19 protein-coding genes are annotated in these 21,809 nt (G+C 61.7%); 6 read left to right on the forward strand and 13 right to left on the reverse strand.

Going from position 1 to position 21,809, the window contains the following annotated elements; all coding sequences use genetic code 11:
* Window positions 1-107: 107 nt before the first annotated feature.
* From M0D66_RS15595 to M0D66_RS15615, 5 genes are all read right to left on the reverse strand, one after another.
* Window positions 108-1,229 (reverse strand): polyamine ABC transporter substrate-binding protein, encoded by a 1,122-nt coding sequence (locus tag M0D66_RS15595; protein WP_093645074.1) that lies wholly within the window; start codon window positions 1,227-1,229, stop codon window positions 108-110.
* A gap of 73 nt (window positions 1,230-1,302) precedes the next feature.
* A complete protein-coding gene (locus M0D66_RS15600) occupies window positions 1,303-2,742 on the reverse strand; it encodes an aspartate aminotransferase family protein (RefSeq protein WP_211706908.1) in 1,440 nt (479 codons plus the stop codon).
* Window positions 2,743-2,791: 49 nt separating this feature from the next.
* Complete coding sequence (locus M0D66_RS15605; RefSeq protein ID WP_093645070.1) at window positions 2,792-4,126, reverse strand: glutamine synthetase family protein; 1,335 nt, start codon at window positions 4,124-4,126, stop codon at window positions 2,792-2,794.
* 32 nt (window positions 4,127-4,158) lie between these two features.
* Entirely contained in the window at window positions 4,159-4,953 is a 795-nt protein-coding gene (locus M0D66_RS15610) for a gamma-glutamyl-gamma-aminobutyrate hydrolase family protein (RefSeq protein WP_093645068.1), read from the reverse strand.
* 307 nt (window positions 4,954-5,260) lie between these two features.
* The gene (locus tag M0D66_RS15615) at window positions 5,261-5,461 is read right to left on the reverse strand and encodes a hypothetical protein (protein WP_236062552.1); all 201 of its coding nucleotides are present in this window, start codon (window positions 5,459-5,461) and stop codon (window positions 5,261-5,263) included.
* Between the two features lie 437 nt (window positions 5,462-5,898).
* Between M0D66_RS15615 and M0D66_RS15620 the strand changes: the two genes are divergently transcribed.
* From M0D66_RS15620 to speB, 3 genes are all read left to right on the forward strand, one after another.
* Window positions 5,899-6,450 carry a cupin domain-containing protein gene (locus tag M0D66_RS15620; protein WP_054042828.1) on the forward strand — a complete coding sequence of 184 codons (552 nt, stop codon included), beginning with the start codon at window positions 5,899-5,901 and terminating at the stop codon, window positions 6,448-6,450.
* An 89-nt stretch (window positions 6,451-6,539) separates the two neighbouring features.
* Window positions 6,540-8,033 carry an aldehyde dehydrogenase gene (locus M0D66_RS15625; RefSeq protein ID WP_211706907.1) on the forward strand — a complete coding sequence of 498 codons (1,494 nt, stop codon included), beginning with the start codon at window positions 6,540-6,542 and terminating at the stop codon, window positions 8,031-8,033.
* A 134-nt stretch (window positions 8,034-8,167) separates the two neighbouring features.
* Complete coding sequence (gene speB, locus M0D66_RS15630; protein WP_093645064.1) at window positions 8,168-9,130, forward strand: agmatinase; 963 nt, start codon at window positions 8,168-8,170, stop codon at window positions 9,128-9,130.
* A gap of 37 nt (window positions 9,131-9,167) precedes the next feature.
* Here speB and M0D66_RS15635 read toward each other — a convergent pair whose 3' ends face one another.
* The 3 genes from M0D66_RS15635 to M0D66_RS15645 form a co-directional block, all read right to left on the reverse strand.
* Complete coding sequence (locus M0D66_RS15635; protein ID WP_211706906.1) at window positions 9,168-10,364, reverse strand: MFS transporter; 1,197 nt, start codon at window positions 10,362-10,364, stop codon at window positions 9,168-9,170.
* Window positions 10,361-10,894: a MarR family winged helix-turn-helix transcriptional regulator gene (locus M0D66_RS15640; RefSeq protein WP_211706905.1), complete on the reverse strand. Its 534-nt coding sequence runs from the start codon at window positions 10,892-10,894 to the stop codon at window positions 10,361-10,363. Before M0D66_RS15640 ends, M0D66_RS15635 begins: the two co-directional genes overlap by 4 nt.
* A 120-nt stretch (window positions 10,895-11,014) precedes the next feature.
* Window positions 11,015-12,034: a VTT domain-containing protein gene (locus M0D66_RS15645; RefSeq protein WP_211706904.1), complete on the reverse strand. Its 1,020-nt coding sequence runs from the start codon at window positions 12,032-12,034 to the stop codon at window positions 11,015-11,017.
* Between the two features lie 374 nt (window positions 12,035-12,408).
* On the opposite strand from M0D66_RS15645, the gene M0D66_RS15650 reads away from it, so the two are divergent.
* Window positions 12,409-13,014: a peroxidase-related enzyme gene (locus M0D66_RS15650; RefSeq protein ID WP_211706903.1), complete on the forward strand. Its 606-nt coding sequence runs from the start codon at window positions 12,409-12,411 to the stop codon at window positions 13,012-13,014.
* 74 nt (window positions 13,015-13,088) lie between these two features.
* On the opposite strand, the gene M0D66_RS15655 is transcribed toward M0D66_RS15650, so the two are convergent.
* Both M0D66_RS15655 and M0D66_RS15660 read right to left on the reverse strand, forming a co-directional pair.
* Window positions 13,089-14,339 carry an MFS transporter gene (locus tag M0D66_RS15655; RefSeq protein WP_211706902.1) on the reverse strand — a complete coding sequence of 417 codons (1,251 nt, stop codon included), beginning with the start codon at window positions 14,337-14,339 and terminating at the stop codon, window positions 13,089-13,091.
* A 113-nt stretch (window positions 14,340-14,452) separates the two neighbouring features.
* Entirely contained in the window at window positions 14,453-15,415 is a 963-nt protein-coding gene (locus tag M0D66_RS15660; RefSeq protein WP_211706901.1) for a LysR substrate-binding domain-containing protein, read from the reverse strand.
* Window positions 15,416-15,683: 268 nt separating this feature from the next.
* Between M0D66_RS15660 and M0D66_RS15665 the strand changes: the two genes are divergently transcribed.
* Entirely contained in the window at window positions 15,684-16,412 is a 729-nt protein-coding gene (locus tag M0D66_RS15665) for a DUF899 family protein (protein ID WP_200621169.1), read from the forward strand.
* Window positions 16,413-16,481: 69 nt separating this feature from the next.
* On the opposite strand, the gene M0D66_RS15670 is transcribed toward M0D66_RS15665, so the two are convergent.
* Window positions 16,482-18,449 (reverse strand): bifunctional diguanylate cyclase/phosphodiesterase, encoded by a 1,968-nt coding sequence (locus M0D66_RS15670; protein ID WP_211706900.1) that lies wholly within the window; start codon window positions 18,447-18,449, stop codon window positions 16,482-16,484.
* 601 nt (window positions 18,450-19,050) lie between these two features.
* On the opposite strand from M0D66_RS15670, the gene M0D66_RS15675 reads away from it, so the two are divergent.
* A complete protein-coding gene (locus M0D66_RS15675; protein ID WP_006049832.1) occupies window positions 19,051-19,329 on the forward strand; it encodes an HU family DNA-binding protein in 279 nt (92 codons plus the stop codon).
* Between the two features lie 266 nt (window positions 19,330-19,595).
* Here M0D66_RS15675 and M0D66_RS15680 read toward each other — a convergent pair whose 3' ends face one another.
* Both M0D66_RS15680 and M0D66_RS15685 read right to left on the reverse strand, forming a co-directional pair.
* Window positions 19,596-20,714: a 3-deoxy-7-phosphoheptulonate synthase gene (locus tag M0D66_RS15680; RefSeq protein ID WP_093645047.1), complete on the reverse strand. Its 1,119-nt coding sequence runs from the start codon at window positions 20,712-20,714 to the stop codon at window positions 19,596-19,598.
* 113 nt (window positions 20,715-20,827) lie between these two features.
* Entirely contained in the window at window positions 20,828-21,634 is an 807-nt protein-coding gene (locus M0D66_RS15685) for a DUF72 domain-containing protein (protein ID WP_200652198.1), read from the reverse strand.
* Window positions 21,635-21,809: the final 175 nt, after the last annotated feature.

The raw sequence follows: 21,809 nt of genomic DNA on the forward strand, positions 1-21,809 counted from the left end.
CACAGATGGGACTTAAGCACGCAGGCTGACTACCGTTACTGCCATTCATGCGCTCAGGGTTCGAGCGATCCCTGAGCGCGGGATCGATTCTTTTTAGTTTGGCTTAATCAATGGCCGGTTTTAAGCTGCGCCCAAAGTCGATTTTCAAGGCGCAGAATGTCGGTGGGCATCGGTTTCATCAGTGTCATTTTGCTCAACACTTCATCGCCCGGATAAACGGTCGTGTCCTGTGCGACACCCGGAACGACGAACTGGCGCGCGGCCTTGTTCGCGGTCGGGTAGAACACTTCATTGGTAATCGCTGCGTTGACCTTCGGATCTTCGATGTAGTTGATCCACTTCAGCGCGGCTTCCGGATGCGGTGCGTCTTTCGGGATCACCATCACGTCGAACCACAGCAGACCGCCTTCCTTGACGTTCGAGAATTTCACCTGATACGAACGCTTGGCTTCCGCGGTACGGCGGCTGGCGATGCCGACGTCGCCGGACCATGCCACCGCGACGCAGATGTCGTTGTTAGCGAGGTCGTTGATGTAGCCGGACGAATTGAATTGGGTGATGTACGGGCGGACTTTCTTCAGCACTTCGAACGCGGCCTGATAGTCGGCGGGGTTCGTGCTGTTCGGATCCTTATGCATGTATTGCAGCGTCGCGGCGAACACGTCGACAGCCTGGTCGAGGAACGACACGCCGCAGCCTTTCAGCTTCGACAGATTGGCCGGGTCGAACACGAGGGCCCAGCTGTCCACCGGCGCATTGGCGCCGAGTGCCTTCTGCACGGCCTGGACGTTGTAGCCGATACCGTCGGTACCGTAAGCCCAGGGCACGCCGTACTGGTTGCCCGGATCGGCGTCGGAAATCATCTTCATCAACACGGGGTCGAGGTTCGACAGATTCGGCAGCTTCGACTTGTCGAGCTTCTGATACACGCCGGCCTGGATCTGCTTGGCCATGTAGTTCGACGTCGGCACCACGATGTCGTAACCGGAACTGCCCGCGAGCAGTTTGGCCTGCAAGGTATCGTCGCTATCGTAGTTGTCGTACTTGACCTTGATACCGTCCTGCTTCTCGAAGTTTGGAATCGTGTCCTTCGCGATGTAGTCCGACCAGTTGTACACATTCAGTTCCGTGTCGGCCGCAAGGGCCGGCGTAACCGACAACGCCGCAAAACCCGTGAAGGCGAGAAGCGCGGCCCCCGCGACCGCATGACGAAGATGACAAACGCTCATGGTTTTTTCCCTTGATGTGAAGAACCGGCATGGGCGCGTATCGTGGGTGTGCTCATGCCGGAACGAACTGCCGTTACGAAATTCCGAGTTGTTGTGCGGTCGCGTCGATGGCGTATTTGGCCTTCGCAACGATCTCGTCGATTTCCAGCTTGTTGATCACGAGCGGCGGCGACAGCAGCATCCGGTCGCCGGTGGCGCGCATGATCAGGTTGCCGTTGAAGCAGAAGTCGCGGCAGATCGTGCCGACTTCTCCACCATTAGCAAAACGCTTGCGTGCTTTCGGGTCTTCTGCGAGTTGCAGACCGGCGACCAGACCCGCGCCGGAGATTTCACCGATGATCGGGTGATTGGCAAAGGTGTCGCGCAGCTTCTTCTGGAAGTACGGACCCGTGTCGGTCTTGACGCGCTCGACGATCTTGTCGTCGCGTAGCAGCTTCAGATTGGCTACCGCTACTGCCGCGGCCACCGGGTGGCCGGAGTAGGTGAGGCCGTGATTGAAGTCGCCATTTTCGATGATCGCCTTGGCGACGCGATCGTGCAGACCGACCGCGCCCATCGGCACGTAGCCGCTTGTCAGGCCCTTGGCCAGCGTGATCAGGTCCGGTTCGAAACCGAAGTGCTGATGCGCGAACCATTCGCCGGTCCGGCCGAAGCCGCCGATCACTTCGTCGGCGACCAGCAGGATGTCGTACTTGCGGCAGATGCGTTGGATTTCCGGCCAATACGTCGAGGCCGGGAAAATCACGCCGCCCGCGCCCTGGAAAGGCTCACCGATAAAGGCGGCCACATTGTCCGCGCCGATTTCGAGAATCTTCGCTTCGAGTTGCTGCGCGCGGGCCAGAGCGAATTCTTCCGGCGTCAGATTGCCTTCTGCTTCGCCGAAGAAATACGGTTGGTCGATGTGCACGATGTTCTCGACCTTCGAGGGCATCTGTTCGTGCATGTAGCCCATGCCGCCCAGCGTGCCGCCCGCGATCGTCGAACCGTGATAGCCGTTCTTGCGCGAGATGACGAACTTCTTCGAGTGCTTGCCTTGCGTCGCCCAGTATTGGTGAACGATGCGCAGCACGGTGTCGTTGCCTTCCGAGCCGCTGTTGCAATAGAAGAAGTGGTTGAACGGTTCCGGCGCGAGCTCGGCGAGCAGGGCCGACAGTTCGATCACCGGCGGGTGCGTCGTCTTGAAGAAGGTGTTGTAGAAGGGCAGTTCCTGCATCTGACGGTACGCTGCGTCGGCCAGTTCCTTGCGGCCATAACCGACATTCACGCACCACAAACCGGCCATGCCGTCGATGATCTTGTTGTCGTCCGAATCCCACAGGTACACGCCCTGTGCCTTGACGATCACGCGGCTGCCGCTGCGATTGAGCGAACCCATATCCGAAAACGGATGGATGTGGTGCGCGGCGTCGAGCGCGCGGTATTCGGCGGTGCCGCGTTTCTGTTGTGTGGCTTGTGCGCTGGCGGCGGGTTGGGCCGGCTGCACGTAAGCGACTTCTTCTGTTCTGTAGCTCATACTGCCTCCAATTTTTTTGCGTTTGCGGGCGACGTCGTTGAAATAGATCTTAGACGTGCAGCAGCAAATGCCGGCGTTCCCACGAACTGATCACGCGGAAAAACGCTTCATATTCGGTTTCTTTCAGTGCGAGGTAGGCTTTGACGAATTTCTCGCCGAGTACTTCGGCGATCGGCTCGCAAGCGCCCATCAGCGTCAAACCTTCTTCAAGGTTGCGCGGCAACTGGTACGGCAATTCGTAACCGTCGCTGAGCAGCGGCTCAGTGGCTTCGAGGTTTTGCGTCATGCCGAGATAGCCGGCCGCGAGCGTTGCGGCAATCGCCAGATACGGGTTGCAGTCCACGCCCGGAATGCGGTTTTCGATGCGCCGCGCAGCCGGGCCCGAATGCGGAATCCGGAAACCCACCGTGCGGTTGTCGTAACCCCATGCCACGTTGATCGGCGCAGCCATGAAACGCGACAGGCGGCGATACGAGTTGATGTACGGCGCGAAAATCGGCATCAGTGCCGGCGTGTATTTCTGCAGGCCCGCGATATAGCCCGTGAAAAGCGTGGTGGGCTTGCCGTCCGGACCGGTGAACAGGTTGTGGCCAGTTTCTTCGTCCACGAGACTCTGGTGCATGTGCATCGCCGAGCCCGGTTCGCCTTCCATCGGCTTGGCCATGAAAGTCGCGTACATCTTGTGACGCAGCGCGGCCTCACGCACCGTGCGCTTGAACAGGAACACGCTGTCGGCGAGTTTCAGCGGATCGCCGTGCATGAAGTTGATTTCCATCTGCGCGGCGCCGACTTCGTGAATCAGCGTGTCAACTTCCAGTTCCTGGACTTCGCAGTATTCATAGATGTCTTCGAACAGCGGATCGAATTCGTTGACGGCTTCGATCGAGTACGCCTGACGGCCGGTCTCCGGACGGCCCGTACGGCCGATCGGCGGTTGCAGCGGCAGGTCGGGGTCCTTGTTCATGTCGACCAGGTAGAACTCGAGTTCCGGCGCGATGACCGGCTTCCAGCCCTTGGCCTTGTACAGTTCCAGCACGCGGCGCAGCACACGGCGCGGCGAGATGGCGACGGGCGTGCCGTCGAAGTGAACGCAATCGTGGATCACCTGGGCGGTCGGATCGACGGCCCACGGAATCATGCGGATGGTGCTGGCGTCGGGAACGCAGACCATGTCCGGGTCGGTGACGCCGGTGAGCGTGCCGTCTTCCGGATAGTCCCCTGTGACGGTCTGGATCATCACCGCCTGCGGCAAGCGCATGGATTCGCCGGATTCGAACTTGCTGCGCGGAATGATCTTGCCGCGTGCGATCCCGGCCATATCCGGAATGATCGCTTCGATTTCGGTGACGCGGTTCTTCTTCAGGAAGTCGTCGATTTCATGCATGGTTATTCTCTCAGTTTTGGTGCGCGACCGGCTCAGGCATGCGTGGCAGCGGCGGATGCCGCGCCATAGCCGGCCTTGGTGCGCATTCGATCGCGGCAGGCTTCGCCGAAGGCACGGAAGATCGCGGTGGAAAGCGCGTCGTTGGCATGCTTCCATTCCGGGTGCCACTGCACACCCAGCGCGAAGGCACGCGCATCTTTCACGCTCACCGCTTCGATCAATCCGTCCGGCGCGGTGGCTTCTGCCACCAGACCCACGCCCAGCCGCTCGACGCCCTGACCGTGCAATGAATTCACACGCGCTTCATTCGTGCCGCCCGCGAGGCGCTGCAACAAGCCGCCCTGCGCCAGCGTGATCGAATGCGACGGTGCGTATTGCACGTCGAGGTCGTCTTCCTTGTTCTCGCGATGGTCGTTCAACCCGGCCACCGCGTGAACGCTTTGATGCAACGTCCCACCGAACACCACGTTCATTTCCTGAAAGCCCCGGCATACCGCCAGCACCGGCACGCCTGCGGCGATCGCGGCGCGCAGCAGCGGCAGCGTCGTCGCATCGCGTGCGGCGTCGTGCAGCGTGCCCGGCGCGCTGGGATGGCCGCCGTAGCGGTGCGGCTCGACATTCGAATAGCTGCCGGTGAACAGTAAGCCGTCGACAGTAGCCAGCACGTCCTCGGTGGACTGACGCTCGCCGAGCGCCGGCAGCAACATGGCCAGTGCCTGCGAGCCGTCCACGATCGCGGCGATGTACTTCTCGCCGGTGACGTGCGACGGGTGGACTCCCATCATCGTTCTGTCGGCGCTGATGCCGACGAGAGGTTTGTTTCGCATATCAGATAGACGTGTATGTTCCCCGCGGGACGCGGCATGAACAACGTTAAACACGGCGCGGCAACATTCCGCAGCCGGACGCAAGGCGTCAGGCCACCGGGTAGTGCAGGCGGTCGTCGTCAGCGGGACGCGCCGCGCGTGGTAATTAGATGTGTCGTTCGATTCGGCCCGTTGCGGTGCGCAACTAACTAATCTGATCCGCATGAAGTGCATAGGCGGCAGACGGCACCGCACACGCACAAACGCATGGCTCAAGAGAGCGCGTTCACGCAAACGGACGAATCGAACGACGGAAAAGGGGGAGGCGCTACGGCAGCAGCGAGGCGACTTCGTCCGTGCGCACAGCAATGAAGGCGCGCGCGGAGATGGAGTTGTGACGTCGAACTGAACGGCGGGACAGGATCGTGAAGACGGACAGGAAGCGGCGGAACGCAAGGCTGCCGTTGCTGCCGTCGGCGATGGCGCCGTCAGCGCGAGGACAACTCGCCTGACTTCGATTCCATCTCACCAAAGGGCCTCGGACTCTCACGATTACACTCGACTAGCGACGTTGAAAGTATTGAACGCTTGCTCGAAAAACGCACAGGGCGTTTAAAGAAACATGACGCTGGGATGACCGTCTCTGACCGTTGCGAACCGGGTTCGCTGCGTCAGAAACACACGTTCGTGTTTCGTGACGTCGGCATGACGATCGCCTGAGAACCATCGTATACGAGCCAATAATGCCGTCAAATCATTTTTATAAAAGATTTATCAGGGCTTTCCCGAGGGTGTCCCTGGAATCCGGGTCATTGGGAACATTCGTTGCGCAAATCATATTTCGGAATCCTTTCAGGGTTTTCCCCAGCGGCGCAACGATTAAAGTGATTAGAATATTCAACACTCGCGGGCACACGTTGCCCGAGTCCACGCGCCCGATCGTCTCCCATGTCAGAGAACCTAGCGATGTCCATAGAAGTTGCGACCCGCCTGCAGTACATCCGTAAGAAGAATGGTCTGTCCCAGCGTGAGCTGGCGAAACGGGCGGGGGTGACCAACGGCACGATCTCGCTGATCGAACAGAACCGGGTGAGTCCGTCGGTTGGATCGCTGAAGAAACTGCTTGAGTGCATACCGATGAGTCTCGCCGAGTTCTTCACTTTTGAAGTGGAGGTGGAGCGCTCGGTTGTGTCGCGCCGCGCCGACATGCCGAATCTCGGCAATGAGTCGATCGAGTTCTATCTCGCCGGCTCCAGTGTGAAAGACCGCAACATGGGCATTCTGCGCGAGGTCTATCAGCCGCTCTCGGATACCGGGCCGGAAATGCTGGAGCACGAAGGGCACGAGGGCGGGGTGGTGGTCAGCGGTCAGATCGAACTGACAGTAGATGGCGTGACGTGGCTGCTCGACCCTGGTGACAGCTATTACTTCGAAAGCCGTCTACCGCATCGTTTTCGCAATCCCAGCGCGGAGCATCTCTGCGAGATCGTGTCGGCCAATTCGCCGCCCACGTTCTAAAGACTCCGCGCCAACGCGCCGCGACGCAGTTCCAGGCCGCTTGAAGTCGGAGCCGGCGTGCGTCGAGCGCATAACATTGAGGCATCCTGATGGACAAGAAATCTCTCGCTTTCTGGCAAGACAAAGCCGCTACGCTTTCGATTGAAGGCCGTGCGTTTATCGACGGCGAGTATCGTGACGCCGCAGGCGGCCGCACGTTCGACTGCCTGAGCCCGATCGACGGCAAGCTGCTTGCCAAGGTGGCTGACAGCGGTGCGGCGGATGTCGACGCCGCCGTGGCAGTTGCACGCCGCGCGTTCGATTCCGGTGTGTGGTCCGGCCTCAACCCTCGCAAGCGCAAGGCGATCCTTCTGCGCTGGGCCGCGTCGATCCGTGAGCATATGGACGAACTCGCGCTGCTCGAGACGCTGGACGCAGGCAAGCCGATCGCCGACACCACCTCGGTGGACGTGCCGGGCGCGGCCTATTGCGTCGAGTGGTTTGCTGAAGCCATCGACAAGGTCGGCGGCGAAGTCGCGCCGGCCGATCATCATCTGGTGGGCCTCGTCACGCGTGAGCCGATCGGCGTGGTTGCGGCAGTCGTGCCGTGGAATTTCCCGATCCTGATGGCGTCGTGGAAGTTCGGCCCGGCTTTGGCCGCGGGTAACAGCGTGGTTTTGAAGCCTTCGGAGAAGTCGCCCCTCACCGCGATTCGCCTCGCTCAACTCGCGCTGGACGCGGGCATCCCCGCCGGCGTGTTCAACGTAGTGCCGGGCGCGGGCGAACCGGGCAAGCTGCTGGCACTGCATCAGGACGTGGACTGCCTCGCTTTCACCGGCTCGACCAACGTCGGCAAGCTGATCATGCAATACGCCGGTCAATCGAACCTGAAGCGCGTGTGGCTCGAACTCGGCGGCAAGTCGCCGAACATCGTGATGCCCGATTGCCCCGACCTCGACCGCGCGGCGAATGCGGCGGCCGGCGCGATCTTCTACAACATGGGCGAAATGTGCACCGCGGGTTCGCGCCTGCTCGTGCACAAAGACATCAAGGACGTGTTCCTCGACAAGCTGATTGCCGCCGCGCGCAGCTATACACCGGGCAATCCGCTCGACCCGCAAACCTCGATGGGCGCGATCGTCGATAACGTGCAACTCGAACGCGTGCTCGGTTATATCGAAGCGGGCCGTGCCGAAGCGAAGCTGCTGCTGGGTGGTTCGCGCGTCAAGCAGGAGACCGGCGGCTTCTATATCGAGCCGACCATCTTCGAAATCCCGGCTTCCGGCGCGAAGGTTGCGCGCGAGGAAATCTTCGGGCCGGTGTTGTCGGTGATCACGTTCGACACGGTTGAAGAGGCGATCAGGATCGCTAACGACAGCGAGTATGGTCTTGCCGCCGCTGTCTGGACTTCGAACCTCACCACCGCGCATGAAGTGTCGCGCAAGCTGCGCGCCGGTACGGTATGGGTCAATTGCTACGACGAAGGCGGGGACATGAACTTCCCGTTCGGCGGCTACAAGCAATCGGGTAACGGCCGTGACAAGTCGTTGCACGCGTTGGAGAAGTACACCGAGCTGAAGTCCACGCTCGTTCGGCTGCGCTAAAGGATTCGCAAGCCAGCGCGGCGGCGTTTGAAAGAAACGCCGTCGCGTTCCCAATGAATCCGAGGCCGGACGTTGCGCGCATTACCTGGAAGCCCCGCGTGCGGCTCCGGCATGTTTAGGTATCAGGTCATCCCATGACTGAACTCGTTTATGGCGACGGCGCGATCCGTCGTCCATCGCTTTATGGCTCGTCGATCGAAAACACCTATGCGGGTGTGTTGTCGTTCATGCGCCGCAAGTACACCCGCGAACTCGACGGCGTCGACGTCGTGGTCTCCGGCGTGCCGCTCGATCTGGCCACCACCTTCCGTTCAGGCGCACGTCTTGGCCCGGCGGCGGTGCGCGCGGCGAGCGTGCAATTGTCGGAGCTGCATCCCTATCCGTGGGGCTTCAATCCGTTCGACGATCTCGCCGTGACGGACTACGGCGACTGCTGGTTCGACGCGCACAATCCCATGACGATCAAGGAATCGATCGTCGAACATGCGCGCACGATTCTGCGTTCGGACGCGAAAATGCTGACGCTCGGCGGCGATCACTACATTACGTATCCGCTGCTGATCGCGCATGCGGAGAAGTACGGCAAGCCGCTCTCACTGATCCATTTCGACGCCCACTGCGATACCTGGGCCGACGACAGCCCGGACAGCCTGAATCACGGTTCGATGTTCTACAAGGCGGTGAAAGACGGTCTGATCGATCCGAAGACTTCGGTGCAGGTCGGCATTCGCACGTGGAACGACGACTTCATGGGCATCAATATCCTCGACGCCGCATGGGTCCACGAACATGGCACGCGAGCAGCGGTGGAGCGGATTACGTCGATTGTCGGCGAGCGGCCCGCATATCTGACCTTTGATATCGACTGTCTCGATCCGGCGTTCGCGCCGGGCACGGGTACGCCGGTGGCGGGCGGTTTGTCGTCGGCGCAGGGGCTGGCCATCGTGCGCGGACTCGGTGCGTTGAACCTGGTGGGCGCGGATGTGGTGGAGGTGGCGCCCGCTTATGACCAGAGTGAGATCACGGCGATTGCCGCCGCGCATATCGCCTGTGATCTGTTGTGCCTTTGGCGGCAGAAGAAGGTCGCTGAACGCTAGGCACGTTCAATCGTCTTGAAGCGGCGCAGTGCAGGCGTTAGCCCATCGACGACGATCGATCGGGCTGACGCCGGCCTTCGCGCAAGCCGAGCGTGTAGACAACGAGCGCGCCGCTCATGATCGCCAGTTGCCACAGCAGCATGTCGCTGCCGCGTGCTTTCATGGCGAACCCGGCAATGAGCGGCCCCACGATCGAACTCGCGGTGAAGGTGAGTGATACCAGCCGCATGTTGCGCGTGAGCGATGCCTTATCGCTGCATGCCGCCGCGACCATGCCGAGTGTGATGTACGCGCTGTTCATGCCGCCGAGCAGCAGTGCGCTCGCGTCCGCGAGCCATGAGGCGGGCGCGGCGAGCGCGAAACCGCAGATCGCCAGCGTGCTGAGCGCGGCGCAGACGATCACCGTGGCCGCCAGGCCCGCGCGATCCGCAAACCAGCCGACCGGAAATTGCAGCGCCATGCCGCCGACACCGAATAGCGTGAGTAGCGTGGCCGTTTGTGTGGTGCTGAGGCCGCGAGCGTCGGCAAACAGCGGGAAGAGCCCATAGAGCGCGCCATCGCCGATGCCGCCTGCCGCGACGACCACCATGCCGAGGCTGACCATTGGGCCGATTGGGGCGCTTTTCGCTGCGCTGCCTGTTCGCGCAGGCCGTGCTGGTTTAACAGCAGCGGGCCTGTCGTCCGACGCAGTCAGCCACAGCGGAAGGGCAGCCGCAAACGTGAAGGCCGCGCCGGCCGCGAACGTAATCCGCCCGTCGACTGCACACCACACAGCCAACGCCGGACCGATGACACCGGCGCTGGCAATCAGCGCTTCGTGCACGCCCACTACACGTCCGCTCGACTCAGCCGGCACGAGCCGATAGAGCCACGTTTCATTGGCGATCCAGCGCAATCCAATGCCGAGCCCTGTCAACAGACCGGGCACGAGCCACAACGGCCACCACAGCGCATTCATCGTTGCGAACGCAAGCACTGTGGCGGCGAGACCGAGCGATACCGTGCGCTTCGCACCGATCCGCTCCATCAACCACGGCGCGATCAACAAGCCGGCCAGCATGCCGGTCCATTGCGAAGCGGAGAAGAGGCCGGCGCGCGGTGCGTCGAGGCCACGCTGCGCGAGCCACACCGGCAGCACCATGAAGCCGATGCCGAACTGGCCGATCTGCGAGAGCGCCGAGACCGTGGTCAGTGCGGCGATCGCCGGCCAGCGCACCGGCGCGACGGTATTCATGTGCCGCTCCGCGCAGGCATGGGCAGACCCTGTTCGCGGCATTCGACCGGGCAGCCGGCTTTCAGGCAGGGGCCGTCGTCGCAAAGGCGGCACAGTTGCATGGCGTGCGCCGGATCGCGGGTTTCATTCCACAGGATCTTGATCAGCAGGTTTTCGAGCACGTCGCGTTCGCGCTCGTCGAGCTGCCCGACGATGCGTTGGAGCATCTGGTCGCGTGCCGTTTGCAGGCGTTTGGCTTCACGCTTGCCGGAAGCGGTCAGGGCAAGCGCGACGGAACGTTTATCCGTGCCGGACTTCTTTTCGACGAGGCCGGCCTCCACCAGGCCCGCTACGGCGCGGACCGCGGCCGGATGCGAAAGATCGACCGCCTCGCGTAATACTTCAATGGATGAATCGGGATATTGACCGACCGCGTTGAGCATGGCGCGGGCAGTGGGGCCCGCGAGCGCGGCCACGGTAGGCTGCGCGTTCATCTCGTCCGTGACCAGCAGGGCGAGCACGCCAAGCAGGTTTTCTGTGCGCTGCGTCATAGCAATACCTCAATGTGTGCAACGTGCATATATGCATAGTGCACACATTGAAGGGGATGCGCAAGCGGTTTTTATTTCCGGCTCGTTATGCTCGGGCGGGCGGGGTTCAGGCACCTGCTGTCACTTCGCCAATCGTGCCCGCACGGTGTATTCGCCCTCGTTGCCCTCGTCTTCCGCCATATGGGCCATCGCCGTCTCGAAGTCGGGCGGCAGCGGCTCGACCGGATAGCCGCGTTTTTCCCACGCGTCGAGGCCGCCCTTGAGCGCGCGGACGTGATGGATATTCTTTCGATGCAGCTGATTGACGATCCGCTTGGCCGTCGCCTCGTTAGGGCAGACGCAGTAGACGACAATTGGCCGCTTCAGCAAGTCGGGATGCAGGGGCTCGGGCGAATCGAGGTCCAGCAACTGCGCGCCCGCAATCCGGTGCGATTCTTTCGCGCGGATGCTGTGCGGCCGGGCGTCGAGGATCAGTGGCGGCTCATTGGACCTCATCATTTCGTCGAGCTGGTCCGGCGAAATGCGTATATGCGCGAGCCAGCGGCGAAACTGCCAGCGGCGCACGTAGCGATAGACGAGCACGGCGAGGAAGATCGCCGCGAACGCGTCGAAAATCGTTCCACCGTGATGGCGCACGAGCAGAACGAGTTGCACGATCTGATCGTCAAGCGCGGCGCCGCCGATCACCCACACGCTGGCCCACAGCATCGCGCCGACAAAATCCCACAGCAGAAACACGCCGACGTTGATTGGCGTGGTGCCGAGCAGCGGCGCCGAGATCAGTCCGAGCCCCGGCAGGAATTTGGCGACGGTCAGAATCGGCGCGCCGTACCGTTCATAGGTATTGCGTGCGACGCGGACGGTGGTGTCGAGCGAGAGTGAGAAGCGCACCAGTTGATTCAGCAAGCGGCGGCCGTAGGCTCGTCCGGTGAAGAACCATAGCGAGTCCGCCAGCAGCGTGGCGCAGACGGCGGCCCCAATGACGCTGGCGTAGGAGGTTTGTCCCATGGCGGCCATGGTTCCGCCGAGGATCAGCATCGGCGCTGCGGGAATCGGCAAGCCGAGTTGCGTGACGAGGACGCTCATGAATACGGCCCACACGCCCAGCGAGGGTGGAATAGCAACCGGAAAATGCCACACAACCACGCTCCTGTTGATGCAGTGAAGGGATCTTGAACAGTCGGCGCCCGGACCGCGTGCGTTGTGAACACGTCATGCGTGGCCGGTTCCTGCCGGTCAGCGGCTGACTGCATGGCTCGGTCAGCTGGCCCGCGGCACGAACGCATCAGCACGCATTTCGGATTTAAGCACAGGTTGACGAAATGGCGCTGCGGGGCGGGCTGAGTACCCGCAAAAATTTAAGGGAATGGAGCGATTGTCCGTGTTGCGGCGCCCCTGTGCGGCCTGTCCCTGCCGCCGCCCAGCACAGAGCAAAACGCCAGATTGACCGGGACGGCAGCGGGTCGAAGTTCGCTACAATCGTCGTGCACATACAGATACAACGGAGACACAACATGGCAAACCTTCAGCCGATCAGCCGCTATCCCGTGCCTGAGCCTGACGCGTGGCCGGACGACATCCGCGCCCGCATCCTCGAAGTGCAGGAGAAAGCCGGTTTTGTCCCGAACGTATTTCTGACGCTGGCGCACCGGCCGGATGAATTCCGCGCTTTTTTTGCGTACCACGACGCGTTGATGTTGAAAGAGGGCGGCCTCAGCAAAGGCGAGCGCGAGATGATCGTCGTCGCGACGAGCGCTGTGAATCAGTGTCTGTATTGCGTGGTCGCGCACGGCGCGATTCTGCGTATCTATGAGAAGGCGCCGCTGCTTGCGGATCAGGTGGCCGTCAACCATCGCAAGGCGGATATCACGGCGCGTCAGAAGGCGATGCTCGACTTCGCGCTAAAGGTCTGCCGCGAATCCGGCACGGTCGACGATGCCGATTTTCAGACGCTACGTAAGCATGGCTTTTCGGATGAAGACGTGTGGGATATCGCGGCCATCACAGCATTTTTCGGTTTGTCGAACCGGATGGCCAACGTCATTTCAATGCGGCCGAACGACGAGTTCTATCTGATGGGCCGTGTGCCGAAAGCGGCGGCGGACGCGCCGCGAAAATAGCATTGGAGATGCGAGTAGCGGACCCGCGGTGCGTGCGGATACCTGCTTTCGCAGGCTCGCTCGCACCGGACCCTTCACGCAGCCGCCGGCTCGGACCGGATTGCTGGCGTGCTGACGGCCTTGTCGTCGATCGGGAAGTGCAGCATCGCCGCGACGAGTCCTGCAACGACCGTCGCTTCCCACAGCAGCGAATACGACCCGGTCAGATCGAACACCAGGCCGCCTAGCCACGCGCCGAGAAACGAGCCGATCTGGTGGCTCAGAAAGCAGACGCCGAAGAGGCTGCCGAGGTGCCGAGTGCCGAATACTTTCGCTACGAGTCCGCTCGTCAGCGGCACGGTCCCGAGCCAGGTCAGCCCCATCACCGCCGCGAAGATCACGACCGAAGCGGAGGTCTTCGGCAGCAGAAAAAACGCGCCGATCGTCGCGCTTCGAATGAGGTAAAGCCAGCCGAGTACATGGTGCTGGCGGAACCGGCCGCCGAGCCATCCGCATCCCCAACTGCCTGCCATATTGAACAGGCCGATCAGCGCGAGCGCTGTGGCGCCAAGCCCGACAGGCATATGGCACAGCGTCAGATACTCAGGCAGATGGGTGGCGATGAACGCGAGCTGAAATCCACAAGTGAAGAAGCCGAGCGTCAGGAGTCGATAGCCCCGATGCCGGATCGCCTGTGCGAATACCTTGCGAAGCGGCGCAGCGGGCGGCTCCTGAACCTGCATGCCGACACTCGCGCGCCGGTCGAGCACCATGCCGAGCGGCGCGATCAGCAGCATCAGGAAGGCCAGCACGAAGAGCGAGGTGGCGATGCCTGAGCTGAGTCGAATACTCTGCACGAGCGGGATCATCAGCACCTGTCCCGCCGAGCCGCCTGCGCTGACGAGACCCATCGCCATGCTGCGCTTTTCCGGAGAAGCGATGCGGCCGACTGCCGGCAACACCACGCCGAACGTCGTGCAACTCACGCCGATGCCGACCAGCAGACCCATCCCGACAATCAGCATCGGACCCGATGGCGCAACCGCCGCGACGCCCAGGCCCGCGGCAAACGTCGTCGCGCCGAACGCGACCACCGGCGCCGAGCCATAACGGTCCGCTGCCGCGCCCGCGAACGGTTGCGCGAAACCCCATACCAGGTTGTGCAGCGCGATGGCGAAAGCGATCAGCGTAACGGGCAGCCCGCGGTCGAACGAGAACGGCCCGATGAAGAGACCGAAGGTCTGCCGGATGCCCATGGCGGCGCTCAGAATCAGCGCGCCGGCGATGATCACGAGCGTCGTTTGACTCACGGGGATGGCGAGGCGTTTGCTATTTGACGTGGACATGGTTCTGATCTCCTTGGACACCATGGTCGCAGCGAGCGTCAGAAGCGGCAAAAGAAAAGATTTTGACGACGGGTGAGCGCCGCTCACCTGTCCAGACAGAGGGTGGGCAGGGTTTAGTGGTCGGCGCGGTGCAATTCCGAATCGGCAGCAGCGGGTGGATTGGCGAACGGTTCAGCCTCGCTGAGCAGCCACCGTTTGAAGTCGGACAGTTCCGGGCGATTCTCCGCGCTATCCGTGTTTTGCGCGCTCACCAGCCAATACGCCGTGGAAGAGTCAATCGTTTGTGGGCTGGCCTCGACGAGTGCGCCGCTTGCGAGATCGCGGTCGACCAGCGGCCGTCTGCCGAGCGCGACGCCGAGGCCCATGCTCGCGGCTTCGAAAGCGAGCTGGATCGTGTCGACACGCAAGCCGTCGTTCAGGTCGATGCCGTCGATAGCCGTCCCATCGATGGCGACCCCGTCGAGCCACGCCTGCCAGTCCTCGCTCGCCGAGTTCACGTGAATGAACGTCGCGTGACGCAGATCGACGTTGCCATGCGCGTCGCGCAGATTGTCCACGTACGCCGGGCTGCACACTGGCACCAGGCGTTCGCCGAACAGACGCGTCCACGCGGTCCCCGCGACCGGAGCGCGGCTCAGGCGAATGGCGAAATCGAAACCGTCGACGGGAAAGCCGACCTGACGGTGCGAGGTATCGACGGTGACGTTCGCAGCCGGCCAGCGTGCGCGAAAGGCGGCGAGGCGCGGCAACAGCCAACGCGAGGCAAGCGTAGGCGCGCAACTCAGCGCGATCGGGCGATTCGCGCGGTGGTTCGGCAGGCGCTGCGTGCCGATCGCGATCAGCGAAAACGCTTCGGATACGTACGACAGATAGTCCGCGCCCGCCGTCGTCAGCGAAATTCCGCGCGGCTCGCGCACGAACAGTTCGACGCCGAGCGATTGTTCGAGGCCGACGATGCCGTGGCTAATCGCGCTCGGCGTGACGCTCAGTTCCGCGGCGGCGAGCTTGAAACTCTGATGCCTGCCGGCCGCTTCGAAAAAACGAAGCGCGGGCAGAGGAGGCAGACGAAGCGGCATAGGGCATCCTCAAAGGCGGCGCGGCGGGCATCGTGACGGTGCAAAAGTACGCCGGCGCGCGCATGCTGTTTTGGGAAAGGATACCTTGCAATGAGGGTTCGATTACCGCCGCGGACGGGCCAGCAAAATATTTCGCTGACGTTGTCGATTCGCCGGCATGCCGTTCGTCGTGGCTATATAAGGGCAAAAGATGCGCTCGCAGCCGCGTCGCGCCATGCCGTGCCGCTATCGCGCCCTTAATCCTTGTTACCGCAACAGGAGGTGGCTGATGAATGATGTAGACCCATCTGCACAAGCGTTGAAACCGGCCCGGCTGCTGGCCGAATCGCCCGCCCGCTTTCCTGGCGAGAGCGCCGAATATCGCAGCGCGCGCAACGACCTGCTGGCCGAAGAAATCGAATTACGCCGTCACATCGAACGCGTGGCCGCGCAGCGCCGTGCGCTGCCGCCCGGCGGTATCGTGCCGCAGGACTATCTCTTCGAGGGGGAGGCGGGCCCGGTGACGCTATCCGAAATGTTCGGCGCGCATGACACCCTCGTCACCTACAACTGGATGTTCGGCCCGCAGCGCGAGCGCCCCTGTTCGATGTGCACTTCGCTCCTGAGCGCGTACGACGGCGAAATGCCCGACATCTTGCAACGCGTGGCTTTTGCGGTGATCGGCCGCTCGCCGATCGACAAGCTGGTGGCCTTCAAGAAAGAGCGCGGCTGGCGGCACCTGCGGCTGTATTCGTCGGGCGGCAATACCTTCAACCGCGACTACGCCGCCGAAGTTCCGGATGGCGGCGACAATCCCGCCTTCAACGTGTTCACGCGTTCAGCCGGTACGGTGCGGCATTTCTGGGCCGAGGAAATGGGACCGTCGACGGCGGACCCGGGTCAGGATCCGCGCGGCGCCCCCGATGTGATGCCGATCTGGACGGTGCTCGACATGACCCCCGGCGGCCGCGGCAGCGACTGGTATCCGGAGTTGGAGTACGACACTGCGCCGCGTTAGTCGTGCGGTTTCATGCAGGTGTGCGGTGCGCCTGAAGTGCTGATTCGCACGAGGTAGGGGATGAGGGCTCTACGTCTCGACGACGTCACCCTGCCCGAGCATGGTCTGCAAGTAGGCCGGGACGGCGCTTGCCCGCATCGGCCTGCCGAACAGATAGCCCTGCAGCGCGCGAGCGCCCAGCGCCTTGACGACGTCGGCTTGCGACGACGTCTCGAGTCCTTCCACGATGCATTCCAGTCCGAGGTTTCTGCACAGATCGAGCACCGACTTGACGATCTTCTTCGACGCACTATTGGAATCCACGTCGGTCATGAAGCTGCGGTCGATCTTGATCGTATCGAAGGGCAGGCGATGCACGTAGCTGAGGCTCGAATAGCCGGTGCCGAAATCGTCGAGCGAGACACGGCAGCCGGCTTGCTTGATCATCGTGAGAGAGCAGTGGGCCTGCTCGAAATCGCGCGTGACCGCGGTTTCCGTGATCTCGAAGTTGACGTGATGCGCGGGCACGCCGCTCGCCAGCACGATATCGACCAGGCGGCGAGCGCGCGGCGAAGTCGAAATATCGATCGCGGAGAGATTGAACGACAGATAGAGATCGGCCGGCCAGCGGGATGCTTCGTCAAGGGCTTTGCGCAGCAGCACTTCGGTGACGCGCAGAATCAGATCGGTACGCTCGGCAATCCGAATGAATTCCTCTGGCCTGACCGCGCCTAGCCGCGCGTTGTGCCAGCGCCCGAGCGCTTCCATGCCGATGGTACGTTGCGTGCGCACGTCGTAGATCGGCTGAAACTCGAGGAATAGTTCGGACTCCAGGTCCGCATGGCGGAGTTCCTGCGCGACGAGACTCGAGCGCCGGATCCGCGTCTCATGTTCGGTCGAAAAGATTACCGGCGTGCCGCGGCGGCTTTCCTTGCCGACGTACAAGGCGGCGTCCGCGCGTTCGAAAACCTGCTGCACTGTCGTGCCCGCTTCAGGAAACGCGGCCCAGCCGATTGTTCCGGTCAGTTCGGCGACATTGCCGGCGACCCGATAGGGCTGGCCGAGCGTTTCGCAGATGCGCTCTCCCAACTCGACGAGCGTCTCGTTCGGCAGTTTGTGCTGGGCCAGCACGCCGAATTCGTCGCCGCCCAGGCGCGCGAAGAAGATGCCGGGTTCCGCGAGCGCCAGCAAGCGCACGCCGACTTCCTGCAGCACGAGGTCGCCACTTGCATGTCCGTAGATATCGTTAACCTGTTTGAAGCCGTCGAGATCGATCAAGCCGACATTGAAACCGCCACCGGCTGCGGGCGTCTGTTCCGATAGCGCGCGCAGCGAGGCAAAGAAGCTGCGCCGGTTGGGCAGATCGGTCAGGCTGTCGATGCTCGCAAGTCTGAAGTTGTCGTCGCTGAGTCTTTGCGTTTTTTCCTGGCTTACCTGCAATTCGCGCTGCGCGTGCACCACGCCGGCAAAGGTCCGGTAATACAGCTCGATGATGAAGGCGAGTGCGAGGCCGACCAGGGTCATGTCGACGGCCATCGCGATGAACACTGGCGAGCGCGTGGAGACCAGGTACGCCGAAAAGCTCAGGATAACGATTGATAACAGAAGCAGGGCGGCCGCCCGCAGGTGCATCAGGCAGAACACGCAGCCGACCAGTGTCGTTGCCATGTAAAACGCGACCTGAGCCTGCTCATAGGCTGAGCCGTAGGGAAACAGTAAGAGTGACCAGCTGCTGAAGGCGACGGCGAAGATGCCCGCGAGCCAGATCAGTTTGCGCAGTTCCGGCACGGCCTTGTCGTGCGTCAGAACCCGGTGCCGGATACGCCACCAGCGCACGCAACGGATGACGCACAGCGCGCAGAGCGCCCCGGGGAAGTAGATGGACAACCACGCCGGCGCCGATCCCAGGTGCGTGACGGCCACGGCCATCGTGTTGACGATGAGGATGAAATAAAGCAGCGGTATCTGGCGGCCGAATGCCTGAAGTTGCGAGCGCACGAGTTCCGGGTCGCCTTCCGCGACCGATAGCGCTTCCCTCAATCTGGCTAACCGAACCATGCCCGTCCCTGTAACGTTTGCGCCGCACACGCAGCTTTGTATATCGGCAACGTCGGCGAGACCTTGAGGGAATTCTCAGCGGAAATAAATCAGGCGTGTTGAATGAGCGGTAAATACACCCTGCGAGCGAGTCGCTGATGAGTCATTTGTGCCGCGCCGACCCGCGTCACGCAGGCGGTATCGCCGGCTGCTCCGGTTCCCCAAGACCATCCGGCGAGCGCCACGCATGTTGCAATATGGCGAATTTTCATTGTTTTATTCTTCCCGGATTTTTATTACTGGGCGTAGCGTGGTGCTGAATCGTCAATTTTTGCGATTCCCCATAACATCGTAAAAAAGCATGGTGGTAGCCGGTTTGCCGCCGCTAAATCACTGAAATTGCAACGGATTGTGATACGCCGCGGAGCGCCGTAAAGCGGGAGAAATGCGTAAGCGCGCGATTCTTATAGCACTTTGGGACAAAAAAACGTCAAATTGCCGCTGGGCGGGCGATACAAGGCTTACATCCAAGGTTTGCGCGAATGCGCGCCTATGCGTTAGTGTGTCGGTCCCGGCGCAACAGATGTGGCGCCGGTTCCATGATTACCATACGGGAAGTGCTATGAACAAACAGGAACTGATTGATGCAGTCGCCGCAGCGACGGGCGAAAGCAAAGCGGCCACCGGCCAAACCATCGACGCTATCGTCGAAGCGGTGACCAAAGCCGTGGTGGGTGGTGATACGGTGCAACTGGTCGGTTTCGGTTCTTTCTCGACCGGCGCGCGCGCAGCACGCGTGGGTCGCAATCCGTCGACCGGTGCAGAGATCCAGATCGCCGCAGCCAAGACGGTGAAGTTCACCGCCGGCAAGGCATTCAAGGAAGCCGTCAACGCGTCGTAATGCAACGCGCCTCGCGCTGGAGCATCCACGTGCGCTGTTTTAGTGCGCGGTGCCCGATGCATCGGGCGTGAGGAAACACGCGCTGCCCAACACCGGTGAGGGTGTTCTATCGGTGATTGGTGCGGCGCGTGTGGTGCTTATGGTGGTGTTGTTTGCTTCAGATTTGCGTCGTGCACGCTCGCGTTCCAGCCTTTATTGATGCTCATCGTGATGGTCATCGGACGGTTACTGGAAGCGCGAGATCGTGCAGGCCGCGTCGGCGGGTTTCAGCCCGCGCGTCGTTTCTGGGTCGCTTCGGCCAGCGTCTCGAGCGCCGGTTCGGTTTGCGCCCAGCTCACGCAGGCGTCCGTAATCGATACGCCGTGACGCAGCGGCACACCGGTCTTCAGATCCTGACGACCTTCTTCCAGATGACTTTCGAGCATGACGCCGAGAATGCGGCGCTCGCGCTGCGAGAGTTGTTGCGCCAGATCCTGCACCACCTCCAGTTGACGCAAATGCGATTTGCCTGAGTTCGCATGTGAGCAGTCGATCATGACCTGCTCGCGCAGGCCTGCCGATTTGAGCACTGCGCAGGTTGCATCCACGGACGCGCTGTCGTAATTCGGACCTTTCTTGCCGCCGCGCAAGATCACGTGCGCGTCGTCATTGCCACGCGTCTCGAAGATCGCGGCCATACCCATCTTGGTCATACCCATGAACGCATGGCTTGCGTGCGCCGCGACGATGGCGTCCGCGGCGATCTGTACGCCGCCGTCCGTACCGTTCTTGAAGCCGATCGGGCAGCTCAGCCCCGATGCAAGCTGCCGATGACTCTGACTCTCCGTCGTGCGCGCGCCGATCGCTCCCCAAGCGACCAGATCCGCGATGTATTGCGGGCTGAGCAAGTCGAGAAATTCGGTGGCCGTGGGCAAGCCGAGACCGTTGATGTCGAGCAGCAGTTGCCGTGCGAGACGTAAGCCCTCGTTGATGCGGAAGCTGCCATCGAGACGCGGGTCGTTGATATAGCCTTTCCAGCCTACCGTTGTGCGCGGCTTCTCGAAGTACACGCGCATGACGATCAGCAGATCGTCCTTGTAGGTCTGCGCCGCGACCTTGAGCTTGCGGGCGTATTCGATGGCCTGGTCGTGGTCGTGAATCGAACACGGGCCGACGATCAGCACAAGCCGGTCGTCGCGGCCATGCAGAACATCGGCGATTTCCGCGCGGGTTTTCTCGACGAGCGTCTGCACCGACGGCGGCACAGGCAATTCATCCTGCAGCAGGGCAGGGGAAATCAGCGGACGTACCGCGCCGATGCGAACGTCGTCGATGCGCGTGGTGTCCTGGGTGGCGTCGGCCGAGCCGACTTCCTGATCGTGCAAAGGATTGTCGATGGCGCTCAAAATAGTCTCCCGGACCTTGGATGTTGGGGTGGTCTCACCGCCCGATGGGTGAGTGTCGATGCGTCGATTCGCTGCCGGGATTATGACACTCGCGCGTGTGAGCCGGATGACCGTTATTCGAGGCGTTCGATCAGCGCCATGGCGGCGGCCGGATTGCGTTCCTTGAAGCCGCTGATGACGTAGAGGTAGACGTCGCGCGCCGTGGTTTTTGCGGGGGCTGCGGCGGATGTTTCGAGGTCGTCCGGTGTCGTGCCCGCGGCGAGTTGGCGGGCGCGTTCAACCCAGGCGTCGAGGGCCTTGGTTGAATAGCCTTTGGCTTCCTTGTCGCTTGTACCCATGATGCGGGCGTAGACGAATGGCGCGGTGATGTCGGCGATTTGCGGGTAGTCGCTGTCGGCTGCCAGCACGATGGCGACTTTGTACTTTCTGGCTAGCGCGATGAATTCGGGGGTCTTGAAGGTGTCGTTACGGACTTCGATGGCGTGCCGTAGTTTTTGCCCTTCGATGCTGGCGGGCAGCAGTTTCAGGAAGGCTTCGAAGTCTTCGGGGTCGAACTTTTTGGTGGTAGCGAATTGCCAGTTGATCGGGCCTAGTTTCTGTTTTAGCAGTAGCACGCCGCTGGCGAAGAAACGTTCGATGGTTTCGTTCGCGTCGGCCAGGACTTTTCGGTTTGTTGCGTAGCGGGGGGCTTTTAGCGAGAAGACGAAATCTTCGGGGGTTTCCTGATACCACTTTTCGTAGCTTGCAGGTTTTTGCAAGCCGTAGAAGGTGCCGTTGATTTCTATCGATGTGAGGTTTTGGCTCGCGTGTTGGAGCTCGCGGCTTTGTGTCAGGTCTGACGGGTAGAAGGTGCCTCGCCAGGGGGCGTAGGTCCAGCCGCCTATGCCGATTCGGATTTTGCCGGGTTTCGGGGAGGGCATTTTTTTGAGCCTCTTGAATGGTGGCTTCGCCGGGAGAGGTAGGGTAGCGCATTTTAGGGTTTTTGCCTTCGCGGCGCTTTTTGTCTGTGTTCCTGGTTTTTGTGTCTTGTTCTGGCTTTCGTGCCTTTCCTTGTTTTGTTAGTGGTCTATTAGTGTTGCCCCTGTGCGGGGCGGC

This window comes from Paraburkholderia sp. SECH2 (genome assembly GCF_030464795.1).
GTDB lineage: Bacteria > Pseudomonadota > Gammaproteobacteria > Burkholderiales > Burkholderiaceae > Paraburkholderia > Paraburkholderia aspalathi.